Annotated in this window: 26 protein-coding genes; 7 read left to right on the plus strand and 19 right to left on the minus strand. The window is 29.3% G+C overall.

The features are described 5' to 3' along the window. Positions 1-90 precede the first annotated feature (90 nt). From scfA to Q3287_RS06345, 10 genes are all read right to left on the minus strand, one after another. Complete coding sequence (gene scfA / locus Q3287_RS06300; RefSeq protein WP_009891067.1) at positions 91-234, minus strand: six-cysteine ranthipeptide SCIFF; 144 nt, start codon at positions 232-234, stop codon at positions 91-93. A 65-nt stretch (positions 235-299) separates the two neighbouring features. Then, positions 300-662 (minus strand): TIGR04086 family membrane protein, encoded by a 363-nt coding sequence (locus Q3287_RS06305; protein ID WP_054271374.1) that lies wholly within the window; start codon positions 660-662, stop codon positions 300-302. 58 nt (positions 663-720) lie between these two features. Beyond that, positions 721-1,014: a preprotein translocase subunit YajC gene (yajC, locus tag Q3287_RS06310; RefSeq protein WP_054277384.1), complete on the minus strand. Its 294-nt coding sequence runs from the start codon at positions 1,012-1,014 to the stop codon at positions 721-723. Between the two features lie 132 nt (positions 1,015-1,146). Further along, complete coding sequence (tgt, locus tag Q3287_RS06315) at positions 1,147-2,268, minus strand: tRNA guanosine(34) transglycosylase Tgt (protein WP_167639978.1); 1,122 nt, start codon at positions 2,266-2,268, stop codon at positions 1,147-1,149. Positions 2,269-2,346: 78 nt separating this feature from the next. Then, positions 2,347-2,832 (minus strand): phosphate-starvation-inducible PsiE family protein, encoded by a 486-nt coding sequence (locus tag Q3287_RS06320; protein ID WP_054277386.1) that lies wholly within the window; start codon positions 2,830-2,832, stop codon positions 2,347-2,349. A gap of 11 nt (positions 2,833-2,843) precedes the next feature. Further along, positions 2,844-3,869 carry a tRNA preQ1(34) S-adenosylmethionine ribosyltransferase-isomerase QueA gene (gene queA, locus Q3287_RS06325; protein ID WP_407963701.1) on the minus strand — a complete coding sequence of 342 codons (1,026 nt, stop codon included), beginning with the start codon at positions 3,867-3,869 and terminating at the stop codon, positions 2,844-2,846. Between the two features lie 317 nt (positions 3,870-4,186). Continuing rightward, positions 4,187-5,206, minus strand: coding sequence for a Holliday junction branch migration DNA helicase RuvB (gene ruvB, locus Q3287_RS06330; RefSeq protein ID WP_021385734.1), 1,020 nt, complete (start codon positions 5,204-5,206; stop codon positions 4,187-4,189). An 89-nt stretch (positions 5,207-5,295) separates the two neighbouring features. Then, positions 5,296-5,898: a Holliday junction branch migration protein RuvA gene (gene ruvA / locus Q3287_RS06335; RefSeq protein ID WP_054271379.1), complete on the minus strand. Its 603-nt coding sequence runs from the start codon at positions 5,896-5,898 to the stop codon at positions 5,296-5,298. Next, complete coding sequence (ruvC, locus tag Q3287_RS06340) at positions 5,891-6,400, minus strand: crossover junction endodeoxyribonuclease RuvC (protein ID WP_407963702.1); 510 nt, start codon at positions 6,398-6,400, stop codon at positions 5,891-5,893. Before ruvC ends, ruvA begins: the two co-directional genes overlap by 8 nt. 252 nt (positions 6,401-6,652) lie before the next feature. After that, on the minus strand, positions 6,653-7,282 hold the full coding sequence (locus tag Q3287_RS06345) for a hypothetical protein (RefSeq protein WP_054271380.1): 630 nt from the start codon (positions 7,280-7,282) through the stop codon (positions 6,653-6,655). 202 nt (positions 7,283-7,484) lie between these two features. Between Q3287_RS06345 and Q3287_RS06350 the strand changes: the two genes are divergently transcribed. Both Q3287_RS06350 and Q3287_RS06355 read left to right on the plus strand, forming a co-directional pair. After that, positions 7,485-7,808, plus strand: a complete 324-nt coding sequence (locus tag Q3287_RS06350) for a DUF1540 domain-containing protein (protein ID WP_054271381.1) — start codon at positions 7,485-7,487, stop codon at positions 7,806-7,808. A gap of 271 nt (positions 7,809-8,079) precedes the next feature. Next, positions 8,080-8,934 (plus strand): putative ABC transporter permease, encoded by an 855-nt coding sequence (locus Q3287_RS06355; protein WP_407963703.1) that lies wholly within the window; start codon positions 8,080-8,082, stop codon positions 8,932-8,934. Between the two features lie 96 nt (positions 8,935-9,030). Here the strand turns inward: Q3287_RS06355 and Q3287_RS06360 are convergent, their stop codons facing one another. From Q3287_RS06360 to garR, 3 genes are all read right to left on the minus strand, one after another. Next, on the minus strand, positions 9,031-10,467 hold the full coding sequence (locus Q3287_RS06360; protein ID WP_407963704.1) for a four-carbon acid sugar kinase family protein: 1,437 nt from the start codon (positions 10,465-10,467) through the stop codon (positions 9,031-9,033). Between the two features lie 71 nt (positions 10,468-10,538). Then, positions 10,539-11,921, minus strand: a complete 1,383-nt coding sequence (locus tag Q3287_RS06365) for a GntP family permease (protein ID WP_407963705.1) — start codon at positions 11,919-11,921, stop codon at positions 10,539-10,541. Between the two features lie 137 nt (positions 11,922-12,058). Continuing rightward, complete coding sequence (gene garR, locus Q3287_RS06370; RefSeq protein WP_407963706.1) at positions 12,059-12,949, minus strand: 2-hydroxy-3-oxopropionate reductase; 891 nt, start codon at positions 12,947-12,949, stop codon at positions 12,059-12,061. Positions 12,950-13,340: 391 nt separating this feature from the next. On the opposite strand from garR, the gene Q3287_RS06375 reads away from it, so the two are divergent. From Q3287_RS06375 to Q3287_RS06385, 3 genes are all read left to right on the plus strand, one after another. Beyond that, the gene (locus Q3287_RS06375; RefSeq protein ID WP_167639986.1) at positions 13,341-14,012 is read left to right on the plus strand and encodes a GntR family transcriptional regulator; all 672 of its coding nucleotides are present in this window, start codon (positions 13,341-13,343) and stop codon (positions 14,010-14,012) included. Between the two features lie 94 nt (positions 14,013-14,106). Next, positions 14,107-14,655, plus strand: coding sequence for a hypothetical protein (locus tag Q3287_RS06380; protein ID WP_219672882.1), 549 nt, complete (start codon positions 14,107-14,109; stop codon positions 14,653-14,655). A 261-nt stretch (positions 14,656-14,916) separates the two neighbouring features. Next, entirely contained in the window at positions 14,917-15,225 is a 309-nt protein-coding gene (locus tag Q3287_RS06385; protein WP_021385744.1) for a hypothetical protein, read from the plus strand. Positions 15,226-15,374: 149 nt separating this feature from the next. Here the strand turns inward: Q3287_RS06385 and Q3287_RS06390 are convergent, their stop codons facing one another. From Q3287_RS06390 to Q3287_RS06400, 3 genes are all read right to left on the minus strand, one after another. Then, on the minus strand, positions 15,375-17,162 hold the full coding sequence (locus Q3287_RS06390; RefSeq protein ID WP_407963707.1) for an ABC transporter ATP-binding protein: 1,788 nt from the start codon (positions 17,160-17,162) through the stop codon (positions 15,375-15,377). Then, the gene (locus tag Q3287_RS06395; RefSeq protein ID WP_223152613.1) at positions 17,162-18,889 is read right to left on the minus strand and encodes an ABC transporter ATP-binding protein; all 1,728 of its coding nucleotides are present in this window, start codon (positions 18,887-18,889) and stop codon (positions 17,162-17,164) included. The genes Q3287_RS06390 and Q3287_RS06395 overlap by 1 nt, the downstream gene beginning before the upstream one ends. Positions 18,890-19,139: 250 nt before the next feature. Beyond that, positions 19,140-19,673 carry a dihydrofolate reductase family protein gene (locus Q3287_RS06400; protein WP_054277395.1) on the minus strand — a complete coding sequence of 178 codons (534 nt, stop codon included), beginning with the start codon at positions 19,671-19,673 and terminating at the stop codon, positions 19,140-19,142. Positions 19,674-19,988: 315 nt separating this feature from the next. Between Q3287_RS06400 and Q3287_RS06405 the strand changes: the two genes are divergently transcribed. Continuing rightward, positions 19,989-21,101, plus strand: coding sequence for an alanine racemase (locus Q3287_RS06405; RefSeq protein WP_054271391.1), 1,113 nt, complete (start codon positions 19,989-19,991; stop codon positions 21,099-21,101). Between the two features lie 221 nt (positions 21,102-21,322). On the opposite strand, the gene Q3287_RS06410 is transcribed toward Q3287_RS06405, so the two are convergent. From Q3287_RS06410 to Q3287_RS06420, 3 genes are read right to left on the minus strand one after another with little or no spacing between them, the layout of a single operon-like run. After that, positions 21,323-21,832, minus strand: a complete 510-nt coding sequence (locus Q3287_RS06410) for a nucleoside recognition domain-containing protein (protein WP_054271392.1) — start codon at positions 21,830-21,832, stop codon at positions 21,323-21,325. A 1-nt stretch (position 21,833) separates the two neighbouring features. Continuing rightward, positions 21,834-22,481 (minus strand): nucleoside recognition domain-containing protein, encoded by a 648-nt coding sequence (locus tag Q3287_RS06415; protein ID WP_054271393.1) that lies wholly within the window; start codon positions 22,479-22,481, stop codon positions 21,834-21,836. 13 nt (positions 22,482-22,494) lie between these two features. Beyond that, complete coding sequence (locus Q3287_RS06420; RefSeq protein WP_074180148.1) at positions 22,495-23,667, minus strand: M20 family metallopeptidase; 1,173 nt, start codon at positions 23,665-23,667, stop codon at positions 22,495-22,497. Positions 23,668-23,929: 262 nt separating this feature from the next. On the opposite strand from Q3287_RS06420, the gene Q3287_RS06425 reads away from it, so the two are divergent. After that, positions 23,930-25,291 (plus strand): hypothetical protein, encoded by a 1,362-nt coding sequence (locus Q3287_RS06425; RefSeq protein WP_407963708.1) that lies wholly within the window; start codon positions 23,930-23,932, stop codon positions 25,289-25,291. Positions 25,292-25,371 lie beyond the last annotated feature (80 nt).

The following is a 25,371-nucleotide window of genomic DNA, read 5'->3' on the forward strand; positions in this document are numbered from 1 at the left end:
AGAAGTATTGTAAAACAAAAGAGGATACCTCTCAATGATAATAGAATCATTTTGAAGTACCCTCTTGAAAATAACTAAGTCAATAATTTTCTATCTTTCACACTCTTGATTTGCAACTGTACAAGAAGTTTTACAAGCTGATTGACAAGAAGTTTGACACTCTCCACATCCACCTTTTGCAGCACTTTGCTTTAAAGTAGCTTGAGATAAAGTTTTTACATGTTTATTTTCCATTTTCAACGCCTCCATTTCTAATTGTTTCCTATTGATTATATCATAAAACTACTCTAATATAAACTCTATTTAAAGTTGACACCCAATACGCCTCCAATACCTCCCGCTGCTGATATTAACAATAACTTATAAATCATTCCTACTTCAAACACAAACTTTTCTTGTGCTAAAAACACAGTTAAAAAAATACATACTATGTACAAAAGTCCAACCAAAAGTCCATATATAAGACCTTTTTCTTTCATGTGTTTTGAAGTATAAAAACCCCCTATAGCTGCAGAAATGGTAGTTATAAATGATGAAACCATGGTTATATTATCCCCACCAATATCTGTAAATGTCAAAAATAAGTTATACACTAATAAAACAGCCAAAGTTATTATATACGCATACCCTAGACCTTTAAAAATATAATTAGATTTTCCCATAAAAAAAACCTCCTCTCAAATTAATATATATTCGAGAAAAGGCTTTTAAATTACTAATTTACTCTTCTTCTATTTCTTCTTTTTTAGATTTAACTGTACCTATAGCCCATTTTTCAAATGGAACTTTAGTTCTATTTGGTCCTAACTCTAGTATTACAACATCATCTTCAACTTTAGCTACACTAGCTACTATTCCACCTATTGTAACGACCTTGTCTCCTACACTTAGGCTACCTCTCATTTCTTTTAATTGTTTGTCTTTTTTCTTTTGAGGTCTAATCATTAGGAAATAAAAGATTGCTATTACTACTACCCATAGACCTATACTCATCATTATTTGTTGCTGTGGCATTAATTTTTCACTCCTTCATAAATTATACTCTTTTGTAAAACGCAGTAAATATCTATATAAGTATTTACTTTTTTAGTTTTGAGTACTATTGAATATTATATATTAAAATGATTATAATTAATAGTCCAAACTCTATATTTCATAGCCATATTTTGCAAAAAATTCATTTCTAAAATCCAGTAATCTATCTTCCATTATCGCTTGTCTTATTTGCTTCATTAAATTTAGTAAAAAATGAAGATTATGAGTAGTTATTAATCTAGCTCCTAATATTTCATTTGCTTTTACAAGATGTCTTATATAAGCTCTTGAATAGTTTTTACAAGCATAACAATCACACTCTGGGTCAAGTGGAGTAAAGTCTTCAGCATAAGTTGCATTTCTTACTACTACTTTACCTTGACTAGTCATTGCAGTCCCATTTCTAGCTATACGAGTAGGTAAAACACAATCAAACATGTCTACTCCTCTTATAACACCTTCCACTAAATCATCTGGGCTACCAACTCCCATTAGATATCTTGGTTTATCTTTTGGCATAAATGGAGTTGTATGTTCTAGTACATCATACATAAGTGGCTTTGGCTCTCCAACACTAAGTCCACCAATAGCATATCCTGGTAAATCAATGCTAGTTATCTCTTTTGCTGATTGCTCTCTTAAGTCTTTATACATTCCACCTTGTATTATACCAAATAAAGCTTGCTTATCTGTATTATTATGGGCATCTTTACATCTTTTTAACCATCTTGTTGTTCTTTCTAACGAATTTTTTACATATTCTCTATCTGCTGGGTATGGTGCACACTCATCAAATGCCATCATTATATCTGACCCCAACGCATTTTGTATTTCCATAGCCTTTTCTGGAGTTAGAAAATGTTTTGAACCATCTAAATGCGACCTAAATTCTACCCCTTCTTCTTTTATCTTTCTTAGAGGCCCTAAACTAAATACTTGGAACCCACCACTATCTGTAAGTATTGGCTTATCCCAGTTCATAAACTTATGAAGTCCACCTGCTCTTTTTATAAGCTCATGACCTGGTCTCATATATAAATGGTATGTGTTACTAAGTATTATTTGTGAGCCAATCTCTTTTAGCTCTTCTGGTGTCATAGATTTGACAGTTGCTTGAGTTCCAACTGGCATAAATATTGGTGTTTCTATTATTCCATGTGGAGTGTGTAATCTTCCTAACCTTGCACCACTCTGTTTGCAAGTTTTTATCAATTCGTATCTTACTGCGTACATAAAGTTCTCCTTAGTAATATTTATTTCTCATTATTTTTTAATATATTCTTGTAATAATCTATTTATCTAGTACATTTTCTAAATAGATTTATCTTTATCCTCTTTTTCTTGTTGTTCTTTAATTGCTTCTTCATCATGTATACTCGTTATATTAAGAGCACTCTTGTCTTTTGTTACTAAAAACTTTTTTATAGCAAAAAGTCCTGCAATAGCTATAACACCTATTAAAACATCTATCATTCCTTCATTTTTAGGAAGTAACAACATTTTTCTAGCTATAGCATAAAGTAGTGCCTCAATAAATGCTCCTGGTATATGAAGTGATAGCATTACTACAAGTTCAACACCTATCACTAAAAGTAATATTTGTGCTAAGAAATCGTTAAGCTGACTGTATTGTACTGGATTTTGAAAGTCAACTATATATGCTCCCCACATAAGTCTTAACACATCTATAGTCCCTAGAAATACAGCTATTAAAACTACCACTGCTAACACACGTTCAAATATAAAAGCAATCTTTAATATAGGGTTATTCTTTTTTTGTTTTTGTAAACTATGCATCAATTCCCTCCCTACTTTATAATCATAGCATCTCCAAAACTGAAGAATCTATATCTTTCTTTTACTGCCTCATTATATGCATTTAAAACATTATCTTTTCCACAAATAGCACTTACTAGCATTATCAATGTAGACTCTGGCAAATGAAAATTAGTAATAAGCTTATCTAGAACTTTAAACTTATAACCTGGATATATAAATATCTCTGTCCATCCACTAGTTTCTTCCATCTTTCCATCTTCATTACAGGCTGACTCTATAGTTCTGCAACTAGTAGTCCCAACGCATATTACATTATTTCCATTTTCTTTTGCTCTATTTATTTTGTCAGCTGCTTCCTGACTAACCATATAATATTCTGAATGCATCTTATGATTTAAAACATCATCTACTTTTACTGGTCTAAAAGTACCTAAACCAACATGTAAAGTTACAAAGGCTATATCCACACCTTTTTCTTTTATTTTGCTTAATAGTTCTTCTGTAAAGTGTAATCCTGCTGTAGGTGCTGCTGCTGAACCATTATGTTTTGAATAAACAGTTTGATATCTCTCTTTTTCATTCAATCTAGCAGTGATATATGGAGGTAGTGGCATGTTTCCAAGTTCATCCAAGATTTCTTCAAAAATCCCATCGTAATGGAACTTTATAATTCTTGAGCCTTCATCTGATAAATCCACAACTTCTCCAATTAACTTTCCATTTCCAAAAGAAAACTTAGTACCTACTTTTGCTCTTTTCCCTGGTTTTACTAGAGCTTGCCAAGTATCTTCCTCAGTTCTTTTTAATAACAGAAACTCAATTTTTCCTCCAGTTTCAAGCTTCTCACCTATCAATCTAGCTGGTATAACTCTAGTATTATTTAGAACTAAACAATCCCCTGGATTTAAATATTCTATTACATCTCTAAAGACTTTATGCTCAATATCTCCTGTCTCTTTATCCAGTACCATCAATCTTGAACTAGCTCTATCTTCTATAGGAACTTGAGCTATAAGTTCCTGTGGTAAGTCAAATTTAAAATCACTTGTTTTCAATGTTAAACTTCCTCTCTTAAAATTTCTCTAGCTACAATAATATCAAAAAAACAACTTATTTTCCACAATATTACCATAATCTATCAAGAAATTACTCTTTTTAGCATACATTATATCCACAATATATAGATATTTTTCCACGATATACATGTCTTATCCACAATATATAGATGCAGTACACACAATTTCCAGTGTATTTATCCACAGTATCTACAGGCATAATTACCATTTTGTGGATATGTTTGAATTTTTACCCATTTTAGAAATATTTAAATTTAATGACTATTCTATTTTATAAATATTTATATAATCTATTTTTATTTTTCATTAGGATATGGAATTTTTAGGTGTTCATATGCTAATGGCATAGCTACTCTCCCTCTAGGCCCTCTATTTATAAAGCCCAGCTGAAGCAAATATGGCTCATATACATCTTCTATAGTATTTCTATCTTCACCAATAGAAGCTGCTAATGTATCAAGACCAACTGGTCCCCCTCTAAATTTTTCTATTATAGTCATAAGAAGCTTCTCATCTACAAAATCAAGCCCTAAATTATCAACACCTAAAAGTTCTAGTGCATCTTTTGCTACCTCATCAGTTATTTTTCCATCAGCTCTAACTTGTGCAAAATCCCTAACTCTTTTTAGTAATCTATTTGCTATTCTTGGAGTCCCTCTTGAACGTTTCGCAAGCTCTAAAGCACCATTAGATTGTATTTCTGCATCTAATATATTTGATGACCTAAGGACTATTTTTGAAAGCTCATCAACTGTATAGTAATCCAATTTACAAATAACACCAAATCTATCTCTAAGTGGATTTGTAAGCATACCAGCTCTTGTTGTAGCCCCAATAAGCGTGAATTTAGGAAGGTCAAGCCTTATACTCCTTGCAGATGGCCCTTTTCCTATTATTATATCTAAACAAAAGTCTTCCATCGCTGGATACAAAACTTCTTCAACACTTCTGTTGATTCTGTGTATCTCATCTATAAATAAGACATCATTTTCATTTAAGTTTGTAAGTATGGCTGCCAAATCCCCAGCTCTTTCTATTGCAGGACCTGATGTAATCCTTAAATTTACACCCATCTCATTAGCTATTATGCTAGCTAGAGTAGTCTTTCCAAGACCTGGTGGTCCATATAAAAGCACATGGTCTAACTGCTCATTTCTTGATTTAGCTGCCTCTATAAATATGCTAAGTTGCTCTTTGGATTTTTCTTGACCTAAATAATCTTCTAGAGTCTTTGGTCTTAGACTATTTTCTATATCTATATCTTCTGTCTTCATTGTAGAAGTTATTATTCTATTTTCATCTTCAAAACCTTGCATTTATACCCCTCCTCTCGTACTTTTGGAAATCTACTTCGATATTTTTAAATCTACATTCATACATTAAATATTATTTTAAGATGTAAATGTTATTTCAAAGATTTACTCATTATATATGTAAGTGCTTTCTTTATAATGGCTTCTGTATCCATGCCATCCTTTTTACACTTTTGAACTGCGTCTTTTGACTCTGATAATGTATAACCTAAAGCTACAAGTGCATCCACAGACTCATCTTGAGATATTAAGGTAGGTTTTTGTGATAATAATGTTGGTTCAAATTCTATGTTGTTTTTGTCTACCTTGTCTTTAAGTTCTAAGACAATTCTTTCTGCTGTCTTTTTACCAACACCAGGAGCTTTGGATAATTTTCCAATATCTTCACTTAAAATATACGCTCCTAACTGTGCTGGTGATGCAAATGATAGTATTGAAAGTGCCACCTTAGGCCCTATCTTAGATACAGATGTAAGTAACTCAAACATCTTAAGTTCCTCCCTACTTACAAAACCACAAAGGCTCATATCATCTTCTCTCACAATTAGTTTAGTATATATTTTTGTAGCTTCTCCCACTTGTAAATTCATGATTGTATTGGATGATACATTTACCTTATATCCTATACCATTATTTTCAATAACTATATTATCTATATAAATCTCTTCTATTGTACCTTTTATATAACTATACATACTTACCACCTATATTCTTTAGAGTTTTTTCAAGCTTATTTGAATGAGCATGGCAAATAGCCACAGCTAAGGCATCTGCAACATCATCTGGTTTTGGAACCTTTTTTAAACTCAAAAATGAAGTTACCATCTGTTGAACTTGTGCCTTATCTGCTCTTCCATATCCAACTACACCTTGTTTTACTTGAAGTGGAGTGTATTCATATACTGGCTTCCCATTATGAGCACATGCGAGTATAGTAACACCTCTAGCTTGTGCAACTGTTATAGCTGTTTTTACATTCTTGTTAAAGAATAATTCTTCCATTCCAACTTCATCTATATTGTAATTCTTTACGATTGTATCAATTCCTTTATATACAAGTTCCAATCTTCTCGATATATTCATGTGTGCAGGTGTCGTCACTGCTCCATAATCTATTACCTTAAACTTGCTATTTTTGTATTCAACTATACCATATCCAACTATAGCTATACCTGGGTCAATCCCCAATATTATCATTTTTTTAAATTCCCCCTAAAAATAAAAGAAATACCAAAATGTATTTCTCATAAAAACTTATGTTCTAAATTATTATACCATAAATAATATTAACAAATCATAAAATGGTATATGTAAAATATAAAATAAAATAAAAAAGTCATACCAAAGCAAGATTTTACTTCAGTATAACTTTTATATTTAGTACAAATAAATTATGGTATTTTATAGGAATTAAATGTGACTACAATTTTAATATTAACTTACTTAGTATTAACTTGCAAAGTCTTCCAATCTTGAATAAGCATCTTCTTCAGTATCCATAACTACACCTTTTTTGATTTCATCTTGAACTGTCTTAGGAAGTGAATCTATTCTTATTTTTGTTTTTTCTACTAAGGTTTTATTTCCACTATTATCATATTTATATAATGCTATATTTCCATTATCATTTTCAATCGTATATTTACCTTTTATAGTGGCATTCATTGCTTGTACATCTTTAGTGTCACTATATTTAGATTCTACTAGTACGATTTCATTTTTATCCATACTCTTTATTTCTTTACTTGGATACTCTTTTTTAAAATATGATACTATTTCTGATTTTGTCTTATCTAATAATGATTCTGGAACTATCCCAGCCATTGTAAGTGTTCTCTTATAATTAGTTTCATTTTCGCCTTCACTTTGAAGCCAAACTTCACAATTTTTATTTAATCCAAAAGCTTCTTTTGACTTTTCATTCATATTCGCACTAGTACTTACAACTTCACCAGTTTGAACTCCATTATGTTTTAATCTTGTCCCTATATAAACTCCACTACTTAATACAAATACTCCTACTAGTATTAAGGCAGATATTTTCCAAGGAAATAATTCTTTTTTCTTCTTTTCAAACATTGATTACGCCTCCTTTTTCTATTATTTTCTCCAAGCTGTAAGTTTTTATACAATTTAGGTAAATTTTAGAAGAAAATATATTTACATTTCAAATTACTCTAAGAATAGATATTTTATAAAAGAGAGTTTTCTCTTAAAGGTTATATTCTTGTAATTATATGGACATAATTTATAATAAATAATCGTTTAGGAGGTAATAACTTTGGAAAGAATAAATTGTAATGTAACTAACTGCTCACATAATAATAGCCATATATGTTATGCAGATAAAATTTTTATAAATGGTGAAAAAGCTCACAATGATAGACATACTTGTTGTAGTTCATTTTTAGATGAGTCTATTTACAGCAATCTATCAAGCAATGTTAATAATAGAAATTGTGAAGAATTAGTTTGTAGTGTAAAAAACTGTGAATACAATAAAGATGGTAGTTTATGTACACTTGACAATATATTGGTTGCTCCTGAAACTGATAGAGTAAATCTTTATGTTGAAACATGTTGTTCTAGCTTTAAATGTAAATAATCACAATATAAATAAATATAAGGGTGTCAAATATGACTAAACTAACATAGTGTAGAGTATCTACAACTATTAGTTTGATTATACTTGACACCCTTATTTATTTTGAATAAAATCTCATTATTATAATCATATATAATATTATAACTGTAATTAAATTTGATAAATTTCTATAAATTGGTATAATCAATATGTAAATTGAATTTTAAATAAATTAGTCATAAAAATAAAATATCGAGTATATAGTGTTATATTAACTAGAAATGAGGTGCTTATGAGTATATTTTACATTCAATTTCTTTATTTTGTAATTTATAGTTTTATAGGATGGTGTTGTGAGACTACATATTGTTCAATTTTACAAAAGCAATTTGTAAATAGAGGTTTTTTAAATGGACCATTTTGTCCTATATATGGCTTTGGAGCATTAGCGATAGTTGCTACATTAACTCCTTTTGTACACAATATTCCCTTGTTGTTTTTATTTAGTATAATTATAACTAGTATAATGGAATATCTTACAAGCTTTACATTAGAAAAAATATTTAATATGACCTGGTGGGATTATTCTAAGCACAAATTTAATATTCATGGCAGAGTTTGTCTAGAAAACTCACTTATGTTTGGTATATTATCATTAATTGTAATGCTTATAGTACATCCTATTGTAGTTGATTTAATTAACTCTATCCCTAAAAATATACTATTTATACTGGCTATATGTATAGAAGTTTATTTTGTTTTAGATTTAGTAATTACAGTACATACAATCTTACAATTAAATGGCAAATTAAAACAAATCAATCTTATAATTAAAGAATTAAAAGATAAAAAAGAATACTACAAACTTATTACACAGGAAACTATTGAAAACAAACTTGAGTCTTTGATTGAAAATAGACTTGAGACTCTAGAAGATAGATTTGAAATACTTAAGGAAAAAGAAAACTATCGTTATGTTAGAAACCGTATTGATGAGCTTAAAAATAAACTTAATAATTTATTGTCTAACCACAAATTACTTCATAGACGTATTATCAAAGCATTCCCTAATATTAGCTCTAATAAACATAAAGATATTTTGAATAAAATCAAAGAAGACATTAAATCAATAAAAAAAGATAAATAGTTTAATAAACATAACATAAATTCAATAATAAAAATATTAATACATAATAGTAAGGATTAGAGTATTTTTTATAAAATACTCTAATCCATTGATATTCTAATCCATCAGTATCTCAACAGATTCTTTAAGTGTACTAACCTCTCCAACATTACCAGGGAAAATTATATATGGCATATTAGGAAATTTACTTTCTTTACCTGTCATCCATACTGGTATACCAGGTTTTATTTGCCCCATTACTGTAGCTTTTTTTACTTTAAGTGCTTTAGTACCAACATCACTAGACGTAATCCCACCTTTAGCTATAATGAAATTAGGTCTTACATTAAGCATACCAATTATACTAGTAACAGCATCTGATATCTCTACAGAAATCATAAGTTGTTTATCTTTATCATTTGTATCTAAGTCAAAACGCTCTCGTCTAGTATAAACAGCAACAGTTTTTCCACTACTTATTTTTTCTTCTACTACTTGTATAACTCTTTTTACTTCATTTTTTAGACCATTTTCCTGTAGAACTAAATGTTGATTAAACTCTATAAATTCTATCGGATATTTACAATTTTTAAGTTCTTCTAATTGCTGAGTGGTCTTATTTACATGTGAACCAACAAGTATAATCCCTCCATTAGTATTATCTTTTGAAACTAACTCATCTTTAGTAAGTAATGCCTTATCACTCACTCCTCCAAGAACCTTTGTTATAGCAGCAGCACTTCTAAACATAAACTCTTTTCCACTATTTACTGCACGTATAAATGCAATTGCAAATACCTTTACGTCTACATAGTCAGTTGCATTTACAATGACTTTATTGAAATCTTTAACCATTTTAAGTTTTTCTGTTATAGCTTCAATCTTTAGTCCTCTAAGCTCTTCAGAAGAAATGTATATCATACCATTAGACTTGTACTTTCCATTTGTCTTTTCTTCACACCACTCACCTATATCAGAAGCTTTATAACCAAAAGACTTGTCTTTTGCAAATTCAGTCATCCCTGCTGGTATAAGCATTTCTTCTTCTTTAACATAATGTATATTATCTATAGTGAATCTGCCACCTTCTTTAAAAAATGGCATTATTATTTCACCATCATACGTCTTTCTTGATAATTTCTCTACTTCACTTTTTAACAAATCTGTTTCAAGAGGATAGTGTCCTCTCATTGTAGAATCACTACGACTTATAATTATAAAATCCTTATTAGTTTTTTTAGATACATCCACAATATTTTTTGATATTTCTCTATGTACTTCTGTTGTTTGATTAACAGTAAATCCCCTTGAATTAGTAAGTATAAAAAACATACTATTTTCTTCATTAAAACCTTGTTCTATACTATCTTTGTCCCAATCAGTATAAACAGAAATATCATGAACAGTCTGCACACCTGTTGGGTCATCATCTAATACGATTATCTTTCTATCTAAATTTTTAAGTTCAGTTGCAAGAAGTTCATTTAATTTATCCTCATCTACTTCTTTAAAAGTATTAAGTATATCTATGCTAATTGGTTTTACTTCTCTCATTTAAAACGCCCCTTTATGTAATTTATGTAATCTGAATATAACCTATATAATATAACTCAATAGTTTATTATTTATAATCCTGGAAGTGGTATAATTCCATTTATAACACTAAGTAATAGAACCATTATAAATGCTACAACACCAGCAATAGTTCCTCCAATTGTCCAAGAATTTAAAGTATCTTTAACTGATAACCCACTAAATCTTGAGAGTACCCAGAACCCAGAATCATTTGGAAGAGAAAAACCAACTCCTCCAGCACATATAGCAAGCCCTACTAAAACTGGTGACATACCAGTTGCCAAAATCGTAGGTCCTAAAATTGACGATGTCGTTACTAGGGCTACAGTAGCAGAACCTTGAGAAATCCTAAGTAGTGCACTTAACAAGAACCCAAGTACTATAACTGATATACTAAGACCAGACATAGTATCAACTAAGAAATTACCTATACCACTTGCATTTATAACACTACCAAATGCTCCCCCTGAGCCTGTTATTAATAGTATTAAACCAGCTGAATCGGCAGCTTCGATAACAACGTCTCCCATAGGTTTACTTATATATTTCTTTAAAAATACTATTGCTACTAATATACCAAGAAGTATTGCTATGTTTTTATCTCCTATAAATGCAAGTATTCCGCTAATTTTAGAACCTTTTTCCACAAACATACTAAATACATTTGATACAAGTATAAGAAGTATTGGAAATAATAAAGAGAACATAGAAATTCCAAAACCTGGTACTTCAGAAGAGTTATCATTTTCAAGCTTAATGCTATCTTCTCCCTGTTCTAAATTTTTTTCTCTATCATTCTCATCAATTGCATAGGATGGATATTTCTCAAAACGTTTTCCATAAAGCCATCCACCTACAAGAGCAGCTGGAAAAGCAACAATTATAGAATAAAGTATAAAACTACCCACATTAGCATTTACATTTGCTGCAACTGCCAAAGGTCCTGGTGTAGGTATTACAAGTGCATGTCCTACTATAGTCCCAACCCCTAATGCACATACAAAGACCATTAGAGATTTCTTAGTTACCCTTGAAACATACTTAATTATAGGCATCATTATAACGAAAGCTGCATCCATAAAGACTGGAATTGAGATTAAAAATCCTGCTGTAGTTACAGCTAATGCACTATTTTTTTCTCCTGTTTTAGCTAACAAACCTTTTGCGATAGATTCTGTAGCTCTTGACTCTGAAAGAATATTTCCAAATATTATTCCAAGTCCAATTACAATACCTATACTTCCTAATGTATTTCCAAACCCAGTCGATATTGTAGTTGAAATTTCATTTATAGGCATTTTAACCATAAAGCCTGTAATTATCGATGTTATAAGTAATGCTAAAAATGGATTTACTTTAAACTTAATAATCGATACAAGTAAAATTCCTATAGATATAACAAATGCTATCAAAAGTCCATATCCTGTAATCATAATTTTTACCCCTTTATCATTCTACTTTATTATTTTATCAATCTTATTTTTTCTTTACTATGATAACTTAACTTTGCTGTATTTATATAATCTAATCTTAATAATATGTATTTACTACTACATCAATGTATTTAAAATTAATTATTATGTTTCTTTATTTCAACACCTGCTAATTTTTCAAAATACTGTGCTATTGCACCATGGTCATCTTCTAAATGTCCATGTACTTTTAGTGACTGCATGATTTCTAATAGTTGACTTGTCATAGGTAGTGGTACATCTAAATTGTGTGCTGTCTGCATTACATTCTTAATATCTTTTAGATTAATAGATATTTTACCACCTGGTTTAAAGTCACGATTCATAATCATTGGTATCTTTGCATCCAATATTGTACTGCCAGCTAGACCTCCTCTTATTGCCTTATAGACTTTTTCTGGGTCTGCTCCTGCTTTTGCTGCAAGTACAAATGCCTCAGATACTGCTGCTATTGTCAAATTAACTATTACTTGATTTGTGAGTTTTGTAACACTTCCACTTCCATTATCTCCAATTAAAATAGATGAACTCCCCATTATATTAAAAAATGGCTCTACTTTTTTATAGATTTCTTCCTTGCCACCAGCCATAAAAGCAAGTGTACCATCAATTGCTTTTGGCTCTCCTCCACTTACTGGAGAATCTATAAATTCGAAGTTCATTTCTTTTAACTTATTTGCACACAAAACAGATTCTGTAGGAGTAACTGAACTCATATCCACTATTATACTTCCTTCTTTTAGAGTCTTTGTCAAACCATCTACTCCAAATAATACATCCTGTACAATAGCTCCATTTGGAAGAATTGTAAATACTATCTCACACTCTTTACCCATTTCTAAAACACTTGCATATTTTGCTCCACATGATATAAGTTCATCCACAGCAGATTTATTAATATCATATACAAAAAGATTACATCCATCTTTCAATAAATTTTTTGCCATTGGTTTTCCCATTATTCCTAATCCAATAAATCCTAACTTCATTTTATCTTCCTCCATATCTTCACATTTTTGAAAACGGTTTTTTATGATTTAGAGTATACTACACACCAGTATACCGGTCAATATAAATTCTAAAAGTATTTATTTTAACAATAAATTGTATTTTTTATACATTTATATTGTATTTAGTTATTCTATATGACATTTAATACATACTATTAATTTAAAATACTACACTCTACTTCTCATATAATTTATATATTTAAATTAATCTAGTTCTAATATAAATCATATATCACTATCCAACAATTTTTCATATTTTGTCATCTTATATATAATTTAGATTTCAAAAGATTGACCTTATTTTTACTATGTTGTATGCTTAAAATTATATAAGTTTTTGTATTTTTATATTGTTTAGGGGGTATTATATATGGCTACATTTAAAAGATTACAAGAACAAGCATATGACTACTTAAAAGAATTGATACTGTCTGGAGAAATAGTAGAAAATGAAATATATTCCGAGACAAAGCTTGCTAGTGAAATAGGTATCTCCAGAACGCCAATAAGAGATGCTCTTCAAAGACTTAGCCAAGATGGATTTATAGATATAATTCCAAGTAAAGGTTTTAGAATTCATCAAATTACAGCAAATGAAATTGTAGAGATATTCCAAATACGCTCTGCAATAGAAGGATTTTGCACTTTTTTAATTACAAGTCAATACAAAGAACCTAGAGCAATTGAAACTATAAGTAAATTAAAATCTCTTTTAGATAAACAAAAAGAGATTTTATTAGGTGATAAAAACTTAAACTCATTTGCTGAATACGATACATTATTTCACACAACAATAGTCTCATATGCTCAAAATACTGAATTTGATAAGATGTTTAACAGTTATATGTACAGAATAAAAAAACTAGCTCTTGACTCATTGTCACATGAAGGAAGACTTGAAACAACATTAAAAGAGCATACAGATATTTTTAATAATATAGCGAATGGATGTATTGAAGATGTTTACAGAACGACACTCGTTCATATGGAAACTCCTAAATATATTAATTTAGAAGATTTCTGCAACAATAAAATATTTTAATATCATCTTTGGTAAAATTATATTTATATTAAATTAATTTCCTAGTTATAAAAAATAATCTATAATTATAGTGTAACTAATATTATTTTAAGGAGTGATTTTTTTGAACGAAGATGTTGTAACTAATGAAACAATCGACAAAGATTATGCCATTGAAGAAGTTCGTATGGCATGTAAGCATTTTGGTGACTTATATTTTTATTTTTCCAAAGTGTTATTTGAAGAGTTTGGAGAAGATAAAACTAGCGAAATATTAAAGAAAGTTTTGTTTGAAAGGTCTGAAGAAAGAGCTATTGCTATGAGAGAAAGAGCTCATGAAAATGGAGAGGAATTAATTGCAGACAATATTATTAGCACAACTGATGTTCCATTCTTAGGCTGGGTTCCTGAATTTGAAGAGTTGCATTGCCCTTATGGTGCTTCCTGGCTTTCAAGATTTGAGGAAAATCCTTGGTTTAAAAAATTTGCATCTCTTTATTGTGATGTTACAGATACTACTGTCGCTGAAGTATTTACAGGAGATACATCCCACAAAATAACAAAAAACATTCTATGGGGAGATAAAAGCTGTGAAAGAATATATTTCCATGATGATAAGGTATCTGAAGGTAAGTACACATATGGAAATAAAAATTGTAAATAAATAAATTAAATTTTCTATATTCTTATACTATATTTTGTACTTTTTCATATAAATATTATAACTAGTCTTTTATTTTACTTTGGTTTAACTTAAAGATAATTTAATTTTAATCTATATGTATTATCATATAGGTAATAAGAAAATTATCTTTATAAATTATAGTTTTAGTTTTATAATTTATAAAATATTTATGTTCTTTGTAAAATTTTTTAGGAGCTTCTAATGTTATGCTATAAAACTATCTTGAGAAGGGCTGATTGAATGTTTAATAAAATATATGAAAAGAAAGAATTTATAGTTTTTCAAGTAAAAAAAGGTTATGTAGTTTATAATACTAGAAAGAGTTTTGAAGAAGGTCACACACATTTAAAGCATTTTGAAGCAGCAAAGACAGCTATTGATTTAGCAATAAATAAAAAGATTCCTAGAAGTAAAGATGGTTATTATCTGACTAGTTTAATTCGCATAAGTGATGATTGTTATTACATTGATAAGTTAAGCGAATTATTATATGTCAGAGAACAAAAAGGTAAAAAAGAAAAGTACTGTAATTCTGGTTATCAGATGTAGCAAGACTAGTTGTGAATTATAAGTACCTTTAGTCTTAAAACCAAAGAGTATCAGTAAATTTACAAAAATAACTTACTGATACTCTTTTTAATTATATTATTAATATTTAAATTTATTACAAAATTCTATAAAAATTTTTATGCTATCTATTAAGATTCTGTATCTGCAAATTGACTATTATAAAGCTTCTCATAAAATCCACCTTTTTCCATAAGTTCTTCATGATTCCCCTGCTCTATAATACTTCCATTATTCATAACTAAAATCAAGTCAGCATTACGAATCGTAGAAAGTCTATGTGCTATAACAAAACTAGTTCTACCATTCATAAGATTTCTCATTGCTTTTTGAAGCATAAGTTCTAATCTAGTATCAACAGAACTAGTAGCTTCATCAAGTATCAATATTGAAGGGTCTGATATAAAAGCTCTAGCTATGGTTAAAAGCTGTTTTTCTCCCAAAGATATATTAGATGCTTCTTCATTTAAGAACATATTATATCCATCTGGAAGAGTAGTTATAAAATGATGCACATTTGCTACTTTTGCCGCTTGTATAATTTCTTCTTTAGTAGCTCCAAATCTACCATATTCTATATTTTCAAAAATGGTTCCATTAAATAGCCATGTATCTTGAAGTACCATACCAAACATCGAACGTAAATCTTTACGTTTCATATCCCTTATATCTACCCCATCAATTTTAATAGCCCCCTTCTTAACATCATAAAACCTCATCAATAAGTTTATTAATGTTGTTTTACCTGCTCCAGTAGGTCCAACAATAGCTACCATCTGACCACTTTTTATTTCTGCATTTAAATCTTCTATTAAGGTTGCATCTTCTCCATAACCAAAATTGACATGCTCAAATGTAACATTACCTTTTACATCTTCTATCTTAATTGAATTTTCAGCATCAGGTATTTCCTCTTCTTCATCCAAGATTTCAAACACACGCTCTATTGCTGCAAAAGAAGATTGTATTACAGTGGACAATTGTGTCATTTGTGAAAGAGGCTGATTTATCTGCCATATGTAACGTACAAATGCCTGTAAATTTCCGACTGTTATTCCTCCACTTACTGCATATATAGAACCAACAACTGCTACTGCTGCAATTCCAAAATAAGTTACTAATGAAACCATTGGATTCATCATACTTGATATAAATTGCGCCTTAAATCCATTTTCACAAAGTTCTTGATTTACTTTTTTAAATTCTTTTATAGAGTCTTCTTCTTTTCCATATAATTTTATCTCATTAAACCCAGTATACATTTCTTGTACTTTTCCATTTAATTTTCCAAGAGCATTTTGTTGTAATGAAAACCTATTTTGTGATTTTTTTACTATAAACTTGGATACAAAATAACTAATTGGAATTATAAAAAGGGCTATAATTGCCATATATGTGTTAATTGTAAACATCATTGAAAGTGCTAAGATTATTACTAAGATTGAATTTACAATTTGCATGAAGCTCTGTTGTAGGGCATTTGATATTGTATCTACATCGTTTGATATACGGCTTAATACATCTCCAAAGCTATTACTATCAAAGTAACTAATTGGCAATCTTCTTATCTTATTTTCTACTTCATTTCTTAAATCTCTCATCGTATTTTGGATAGCATTTGTAAGTAAAAAACTTGAAACATAAGTGAAAATTGCATTGGCAACATATATACATGCTAAAAGCACCAATATTTTTATTACATAATTAAAATTTACAGATGCTCCAGGTATTCCTTTCGCTATACGAATTACGTCTTTAGTTAATTGTGTTATTATTAATCCCTCTGTTTTAGGAGCAATTGCATTCATAGTGGCTGCTGAAATTATACATATAATAGCTATAATAAAGGAAAATTTATATCGTTTTACAAATGGAAGAAGTCTACCAATTGTTTTTTTAAAACCTTTAGACTTTTTCATTATTCCAATTCCTCCTTTTTCAACTGAGATGTTGCAATTTCATAGTATATTTCACAATTCTTTAATAGTTCCTTATGAGTTCCCATTCCGACAACTTGCCCTTCATTGAGTACTATAATCTTATCAGCATCAATAATAGAACTGATTCTCTGTGCAACAATCAATACAATTGCCTCTTTTGTTTCTTTCTTTAACTTAGAACGAAGTATTGCATCAGTTTTAAAATCAAGTGCAGAAAAACTATCATCAAAAATATATATTTCAGGTCTTCTTATAATAGCTCTTGCAATAGAAAGTCTCTGTTTTTGACCTCCTGATACATTTGCTCCACCTTCACTAATTAATTCATCGAATTTTCTAGGTTTTTTTGATATAAATTCATATGCTTGCGCAACTTTTGCTGAATATTCTAGTTCTGATTCTCCTGCCTTATGTTTACCAAATCTAATATTGTTTGCTATACTACCAGTAAATAGTAATGATTTTTGAGGTATAAATCCTATCTTCTTTCTTAAAGCCTTCAAATCATATTCTCTTATATCTACTCCATTTATCTTAATGCTACCTTCTGTAACATCATAAAATCTAGGTATTAAGTTAATAAGAGTACTTTTTCCACTACCAGTACTTCCTATAAAAGCAACTGTTTCACCTGTTTTTGCAGTAAATGAAATATCCTTAAGTACTGAGGCCTCTCCATCTGGATAAGTAAAAGTTACATCATCAAATTCTATAATGCCTTTATTTTCAGTATCTTTGATTCCATTTTCAGGATTTTTTATAAGTGGTTCCTCATTTAAAAGTTCCTTTATTCTATTTGCAGACACTTCTGCTCTTGGATACATAATAAATACCATCGAGAAAAGCATAATTGAAAACATAGCATGAAAAAGATATTCCAAAAATGCAACCAATTGTCCAACTTGAAGTTCTCCAATATTTATCTTTTCACTTGAAATCCAAAATACAACCAAAACGGCTATATTTAATAGTAAAAAGAATGCTGGTTGAGTGATTGACATAAGCTTGAATAATTTTTTAGAAACATTAGCATAATATGTATTTGTTTTTTCAAACCTTTCTGTTTCATAATCATCATTTCCAAAAGCTCTAATTACTCTTATTCCTGTTAAATTTTCCCTTGATATAAGGTTTAATTTATCCAATCCTTTTTGTTGTTTTAAAGATATAGCTTGAGATACCTTTGCTATTATTGCTACCCCAATAATTATAAAAGGTACTGATATAGCTAATACCATTGAAAGTTCTACACTTGTTCTAATAGTCATTATTATACTTATAATAAACATGACTGGTGTTAATAAAGCGGTTCTTAGTAGTATATTCACAAATTGCTGAATTTGAAATGCATCGTTTGTCGTTCTTGTAATCATTGAAGAAACTCCAAACTTATTATATTCAGTATGTGAAAATTCTTGTGATTTTTTAAATATGTCATTTCTTATATCTCTAGTTACACTTGTTGACACCTTTGCAGAACAATAACCCAACAATATACTACCCACAACTCCTATAACAGAAATAATAACAATCACTATTCCCATTTGTTTTATGTAAGCTATATTTTGATTTGCTATACCATTATCAATTATTTTAGCTATTATTGTTGGAATACCCAATTCAACTAATGCAAAACTAAATATAGCCAGTATATTTAATACTATTAACAACTTATAATTCTTTAAATAACTTAAAATTAATTTCATATTTTTCTCCTTTCTTAGTTTTTGAGGTAGTGTAATTACATAATAATACCAAATTTATAAATACTTAATTTTATAAAAAAAGGAGAAAAGAGTTAACGCACTCTCTTCTCCAGCATATTCTTTTTAATACACCCTCCGACAAGTCGCTTATATGTTAACACATTTGGCAAGTAATGTCAATTCATCTAGCCAAAAGTCTTTTAAATGCTTTATTTCATAAAGTTATAACAAATTGGCATATACTTTATTCTTATTTTTTACTGTACTCTAATTTTACAAGTTCTCCAATATTACTAAGTCTCTTAAAATTTAAATTCGTCTTGTTTATACCAGATTTAAACAGTGGAATCCCTTTACCCAATATTATTGGCATTATATAGATATAATAATCATCAATTAGATTATCTTTCATAAATAATTTTACTATGTCACTTCCTCCAACTATCCAAATATCTTTTTTATTATTCTCTTTCCCAAGTTGCTCAATTAGTTTTTGGGGTTCTAAATTTGTATACTTTACATTTTCAGTTGTTCCATTAACTGTATTTGAGTATACATAACATTCTTTACCTTTATAATACCACTGAGTAGGACTAAGTTCATTTACAATCTGTGTATATGTTGAATTTCCCATAATGATAGTATCAATTGTATTGTAGAAAGTATTATAATCTTCCTCCTGTTGAAAATCTGGATATATCTCATCTAAAAAACCTACACTACCATTTTCCTCAGCTATATATCCATCTAAACTCATTGCAATGTAAAGTACTACTTTTCTCATATTTAATACCTCCAATATTTATAGTGTGATTATTCTATGTAAATATCACTTTTTTACTCATTCAATGATACCCTATTAATATTTCCTAAAACAAATTTAAATAAAGTTGGCATTAATTTTAAAAATTATTATATAAATAATTTAAAAACACAATAATTTATTGAAAATTCCAATTAGTCTAAATAAACATTGCTCTCACTTAATACTGGTTCTATAATATAATTATAAGCTATTAATATTGTAAAGCTATTATTTTAACATAATGACTTTAATACTTATAGTTAATTTTACTTTTGTTGAAAGGTGGTAAATGACATGAAAATTTCAGAAATTGCTACTCCAAGTTTTTTACTAGATTTAGACCAGTTAGAAAAGAATATTGATACAGTTCAACAAATTTGTTCAAAGAATAATAAGCAACTTTGGCCTATGCTTAAGACGCATAAAAGTACCTATATTGCAAAACTTCAAAAAGATGCAGGAGCCACTGGATTTCTAGTTGGAACACTTGATGAGGCTGAATGTTTAATGAAATCTGGCTTTGAAGATATTATGTTGGCTTACCCTTACATGGGAGATGCAAATATAAATAGAATCTTATCTATGGCATCAAAAATAAATTTAATATGTGCTACAGATAATCTAGAGTGTGCTAAAGCTTACAGTGAAGCTTTTTCTAAGGCTAAAGTTGAATGTAAATTACTTATCATCGTAGATTGTGGCTTACATCGTTTTGGAATTGAGCCAGAAAAAGTAGTTGAACTTGCTACTGCAATTTCAAAACTAGAAAACATAAAAATCGTTGGTATAAGCTCACATCCAGGACAAGTCTATGGCTGTAGTTCCCCAGAAGGAGTTCCAGATGTGTGTATTCAAGAAGATTCTTCTTTAGAGAAAGCATGCAAGGCTTTAACTGATAATGGATTCAATGTAGAAATTGTAGCTTCTGGTAGTACTCCAACAGTTGAAGCTGAAGCTGCTTCTAAAACTATAACTGCTGTAAGACCTGGAAACTATGTATACTACGATGCTATACAAATAGGTCTAGGTTGTGCTACTGAAGATATGTGTGCTCTTACTGTTATGTGCACTGTAATCTCAAAAAATAGCAGTGGATATTATTTAGTAGATTGTGGAAGCAAGTGTCTTGGACTTGATAAAGGTGCACATGGAAATAGTAGTATTGTTGGCTATGGCAGAGTTTGTGGACATCCAGAACTTACTATTGATTCACTTTCAGAAGAAGTTGGAAAAATTAAAGTAAATGGTGAAACTAATATAAAAATTGGTGATAGAATAAGAATCATACCTAATCATTCTTGTTCTACTGCAAACTTGACAAGTAATTTGTTAGGTTTTAGAGGAGATACAATAGAAAAAGTTATCAAAGTGGATATACGTGGAAATTCACAACAAATTCTACTTTAAAAACATATTTATATTAATTTCAAAATGTATTTATTATAATATTGACATTAAAAATGTAAAAAGAAAATATGTTTTCATCATTTCAACAATGAAGAAGAGGTTTATCTCTATTTTGAGATAACCTCTTCTTTTTTAATTAGTATATAATTACTATATTTGTCAATTTCTGCATATATAGATTCTCATACATACTTTATAATTAGGTTATAATTTTATTTTATCTACATTAATCCCATAACAGTAAGTAAAACTCTTACTATCAACATTCCCACTACTGCATCAAATATTGGAACTGCCAGCAATAACACTCTATACTTAGTACTAGCATTTGCTACAAGTACTATTCTTGCATAATGACCAACTAGAGTACCCATTAACATACATGGCATAATTAATATAGTTGCTTGTGGTGCAGTAATTAGACCTTGTGCAAATAAGTTTGCTGCTGTAGCTGCTCCTGCTGCCTTAGCAAAGAACGCTGCTATCAAAACTACAACTGATTCTCCAGGTAGTCCAAAAATACCCATTACTGGTCCAAAAACACTTCCTAAAATATCAACTAGTCCAGTTAATTGTAAAAACTGTACTATTACATAACCCATTATCATAGCTGGTAATATTTGTTCAACACCTATGTAGAAACCTTTTTTTGCTCCCCCCATAAATGTTTCAACAGCAGTTTTCTTAGGTTTACTATTTACAATTGCATTTCCATTAGTTTGTTGACTCATACTACACAGCCTCCTTAGTCTTAGTCTTTTTATTTTTTATACTTATAATTAATCTAACTAGATTGGCACCAAGTATCTTACAGAATATCTCTATAAGGATTATTGGGCCTAATGCCAATAATGCTATTGGTAAAAGTGGAGCTTGAGTATTTATTGTGTTTAATATAACAGCTGAACCAGCATATTGATATGCTACAAATATAGTTCTTTCATCATCAGTTATTTCTCCACTTTCATACAATTCTTTTGTCATTATTGAAGCAACATCTGAACTAGTAAATGAAGATACAAATGCTATACCTGCTATACCAGGTATACCAAGTATAGGTCTAAGTAATGGATTGAATATTTTTGATGCTGCTTTCATTCCTCCCATAGATTCAACTACATCTATAAGACCTACAGCAAAACAGACAGTTGGTATTAAAGTCAGTGCAAATAAGAATCCATCTTTTGCTCCAGTTCCTCCTTTCCCCATAAAATCTACACCATCTGAGATAGTACCAAATGAACCTGTAAGATTTGCAAAATCTAGTGCTTTAAGAAATCCTTGACTATCCTTAAATATTCCTGAAAATAATACTATCAATATAAATAAAGACAGATACCCTTTCCATGTTACCTTATTATCTCCAGTTGTTTTATCCATATAAAATCCCCCTTTATACCTCAAATTTATCTAAATTTAAAATAATTGTAGAAATTAATTTCACCCTCTCAAACATCGAATTTACTAATGCGTATTCTCTTGATGTATGATTCCATTCTCCTCTTACACCAAAAGAGCAGATTGTGGGAACGTTTGCAATTGTCAAATAACTAGCATCTGAACTACCTCCAAGTCTCTTAGCATTTAATTCTCCAAACCCATTTTCTTTAGATACTGTATTTACAAATTTATGAAATCTCATAACATCTTCTGTAGTCTCAAATGCCATCATTTCGCTTATAAAGTCAACTTCTGTAGAAGTTCCATCTATATAAGTTTCTTTACATATTTCTCTAATTCTTTCTTTAACATTCTCCATTTCTTCCACTTTTTCAAATCTAAGGTCTACTTCTATATTACAATCTTCTGGAATAGAGTTTGACACTCTTCCTCCTTTAATTACACTTACACTTGCTGTAGTTCCAACCTCAAGATTGGTCAATTTCTGTATGCATAATATCTTATTTGCCATTTCTTCTATGGCATTTCTTCCACCTTCAAAGTCATTACCTGCATGTGTCTCTACACCTTTTACATGTATATTACATCCTATTCTTCCTTTTCTACCTACACACAAGCTATTGTCTACTAATCCAGTTTCCATATTAAAAGCACAAAGACCACCTTTTGCTTCTTTTAATATAACTTCCCCACCAGTTGAATCCTTATGTCCTATCTCTTCATCCCCAGAAAATACTATTTTTATTGGTCTTTCTTTATACCCTATTTTATTTAAAGCTTTGATAACATATAAAGCAATTATTATTCCACCTTTCATATCTAAGACACCTGGTCCATATGCTTTTCCCTCTATTATTTTAAATGGATTTTTACCAAATGTACCTGTTTCAAACACAGTGTCCATATGTCCTGAAAAAATTATTGGCTTTTTATCTATATTAGAACCAAGTGTTCCTATAAGTGTGCTACCATTATCTCCAACATCCACTAGCTCACAATCTAAACCTTCCTTTTCAAACTCAAGCTTTAATCTATCAGCCAACTTATTTACGCTTTCTTTGCAATGTGTATAGCTTTCCATATTGACAATCTCTTTCCATATTGAAACTATTTCTTCTTTATTCTCATCAACAAACTCAGAAATCTCATTTAAATATGTATTCATAATAATCTCCTTCATTCTTTAATAAAATATACTTATTTCCTAAAACTAAGCTTATTTTAGGAAATTTTAAAAGACTAGTCCTTAAATACAAAATATCACAATTATTTTTATCAGTCAACATTTTTTTCTGTATTTTTTATATTTTCTGATTTTTCTTTCAATTTTCGTTTTGTAAAATAAATTGACGCGTTTTATCTACTATTATAAAATGAGGATATAAATTGATTGATTATAATACTCTCGAAATCTTAAAGGAGGTTTTATGAAATATAAAATTGGATTTTTAACAACATCTTATTTTATGTCAGACAAGTACAAACAAGCTCTTAAAGAACTAAAAAATATTTGTGAAATTACATTTATTGAACTCAAAGGAGAAAATCCTTTTAGTAATTTACCTAATATATACAATGAGCAAGTAGACAATTTCGATGGATTTGTATGTAGTGGTATAGTTCCATATAGTGAACTTGTAATAAACATAAAGGACATAAAAGTACCATTGAACTTTTTAAAACTTGATGAAAGAGATTTTTATAAATACTTATTTAAGCTATTAAATAGCCATAAAGATATTGATTTTACAAAATCATTCATGGATTTTTTAAGAGAAGACAATAATTATTATGATATCTATTCATTAATAGATTCTAATAAATGTCCATATACAATTAAAGATTTTAAAATCCCTCAACCTGTGTATGACTTTAAGAAATTAAATGATAAGTTACTGGAGATACACTTGGATTTATTGAAAAATAATAAGATTAACCTTTCTTTTACTAGAAATTACATCATTAGTTGTGAACTTAATAAACTTGGACACAATTGTATTTATATGGTTCCATCTACAGAATCAATCTTAAATACATTTAAATCTTTAGTAAACGAAATAACATTACAAAACTTAGACAAAAATAAATCTGCAACTTGCATAGTTACAGTAAACAGTTCAGAGTATATAAATGAAGATTTGATATTTAAAAATGATGAGATACAAAACCAAATATATAACACTATCTTAGATTCGCTATCAAGAAATGGTTTTTACGGTGTTCAAGTCAAAAAGAATGATATGAAAATAGAGATACATACCACTAAAGAAATGTTAAATAATATGACCAATAATTATACAGACTTTTTTATTTCAGAAGATTTAAAAGAAATTAAGTATAGCTTAAATATTGGTTGGGGTATTGGAAATACAAATATTCATGCAGAACAGAATGCTCGTCAAGCTAATGGTAAATCTTCTTCTTTAGGTGGAAACTGTACTTTTATAGTAAATGATACTAATAATACAATAGGACCTTTATATTCAAATAAGAATTATCATGATATTGAAGAAAGCTCATTAGCTAATAAGGTTGCTTCTTTTATACCTCTATCTAATACTAATGTATCTAAAATTATGTGCATGATTAATGATAGAAATTCAAATAATGTCTCAGCAGAAATACTATCAGACTATATGAATATAACCCTTAGAAGTGCAAATAGAATATTGAGTATCTTATATAAAGCTGGAATTGCTACTATTGTAAATACAAAACTTGATAACCAAAGAGGAAGACCAAAAAAAATATATAAAATTGACTTCTTGTCTTTTTTAAATAATATGTAGATATTTAATTTAGTTAATAAAAAATTATATATCATCATAGCCACTACAAACTATAATTTGTAGTGGCTATTTTTTATATC

The sequence above is a fragment of the Clostridioides sp. GD02404 genome (assembly GCF_045898275.1).
Taxonomy (GTDB): domain Bacteria; phylum Bacillota; class Clostridia; order Peptostreptococcales; family Peptostreptococcaceae; genus Clostridioides; species Clostridioides difficile_A.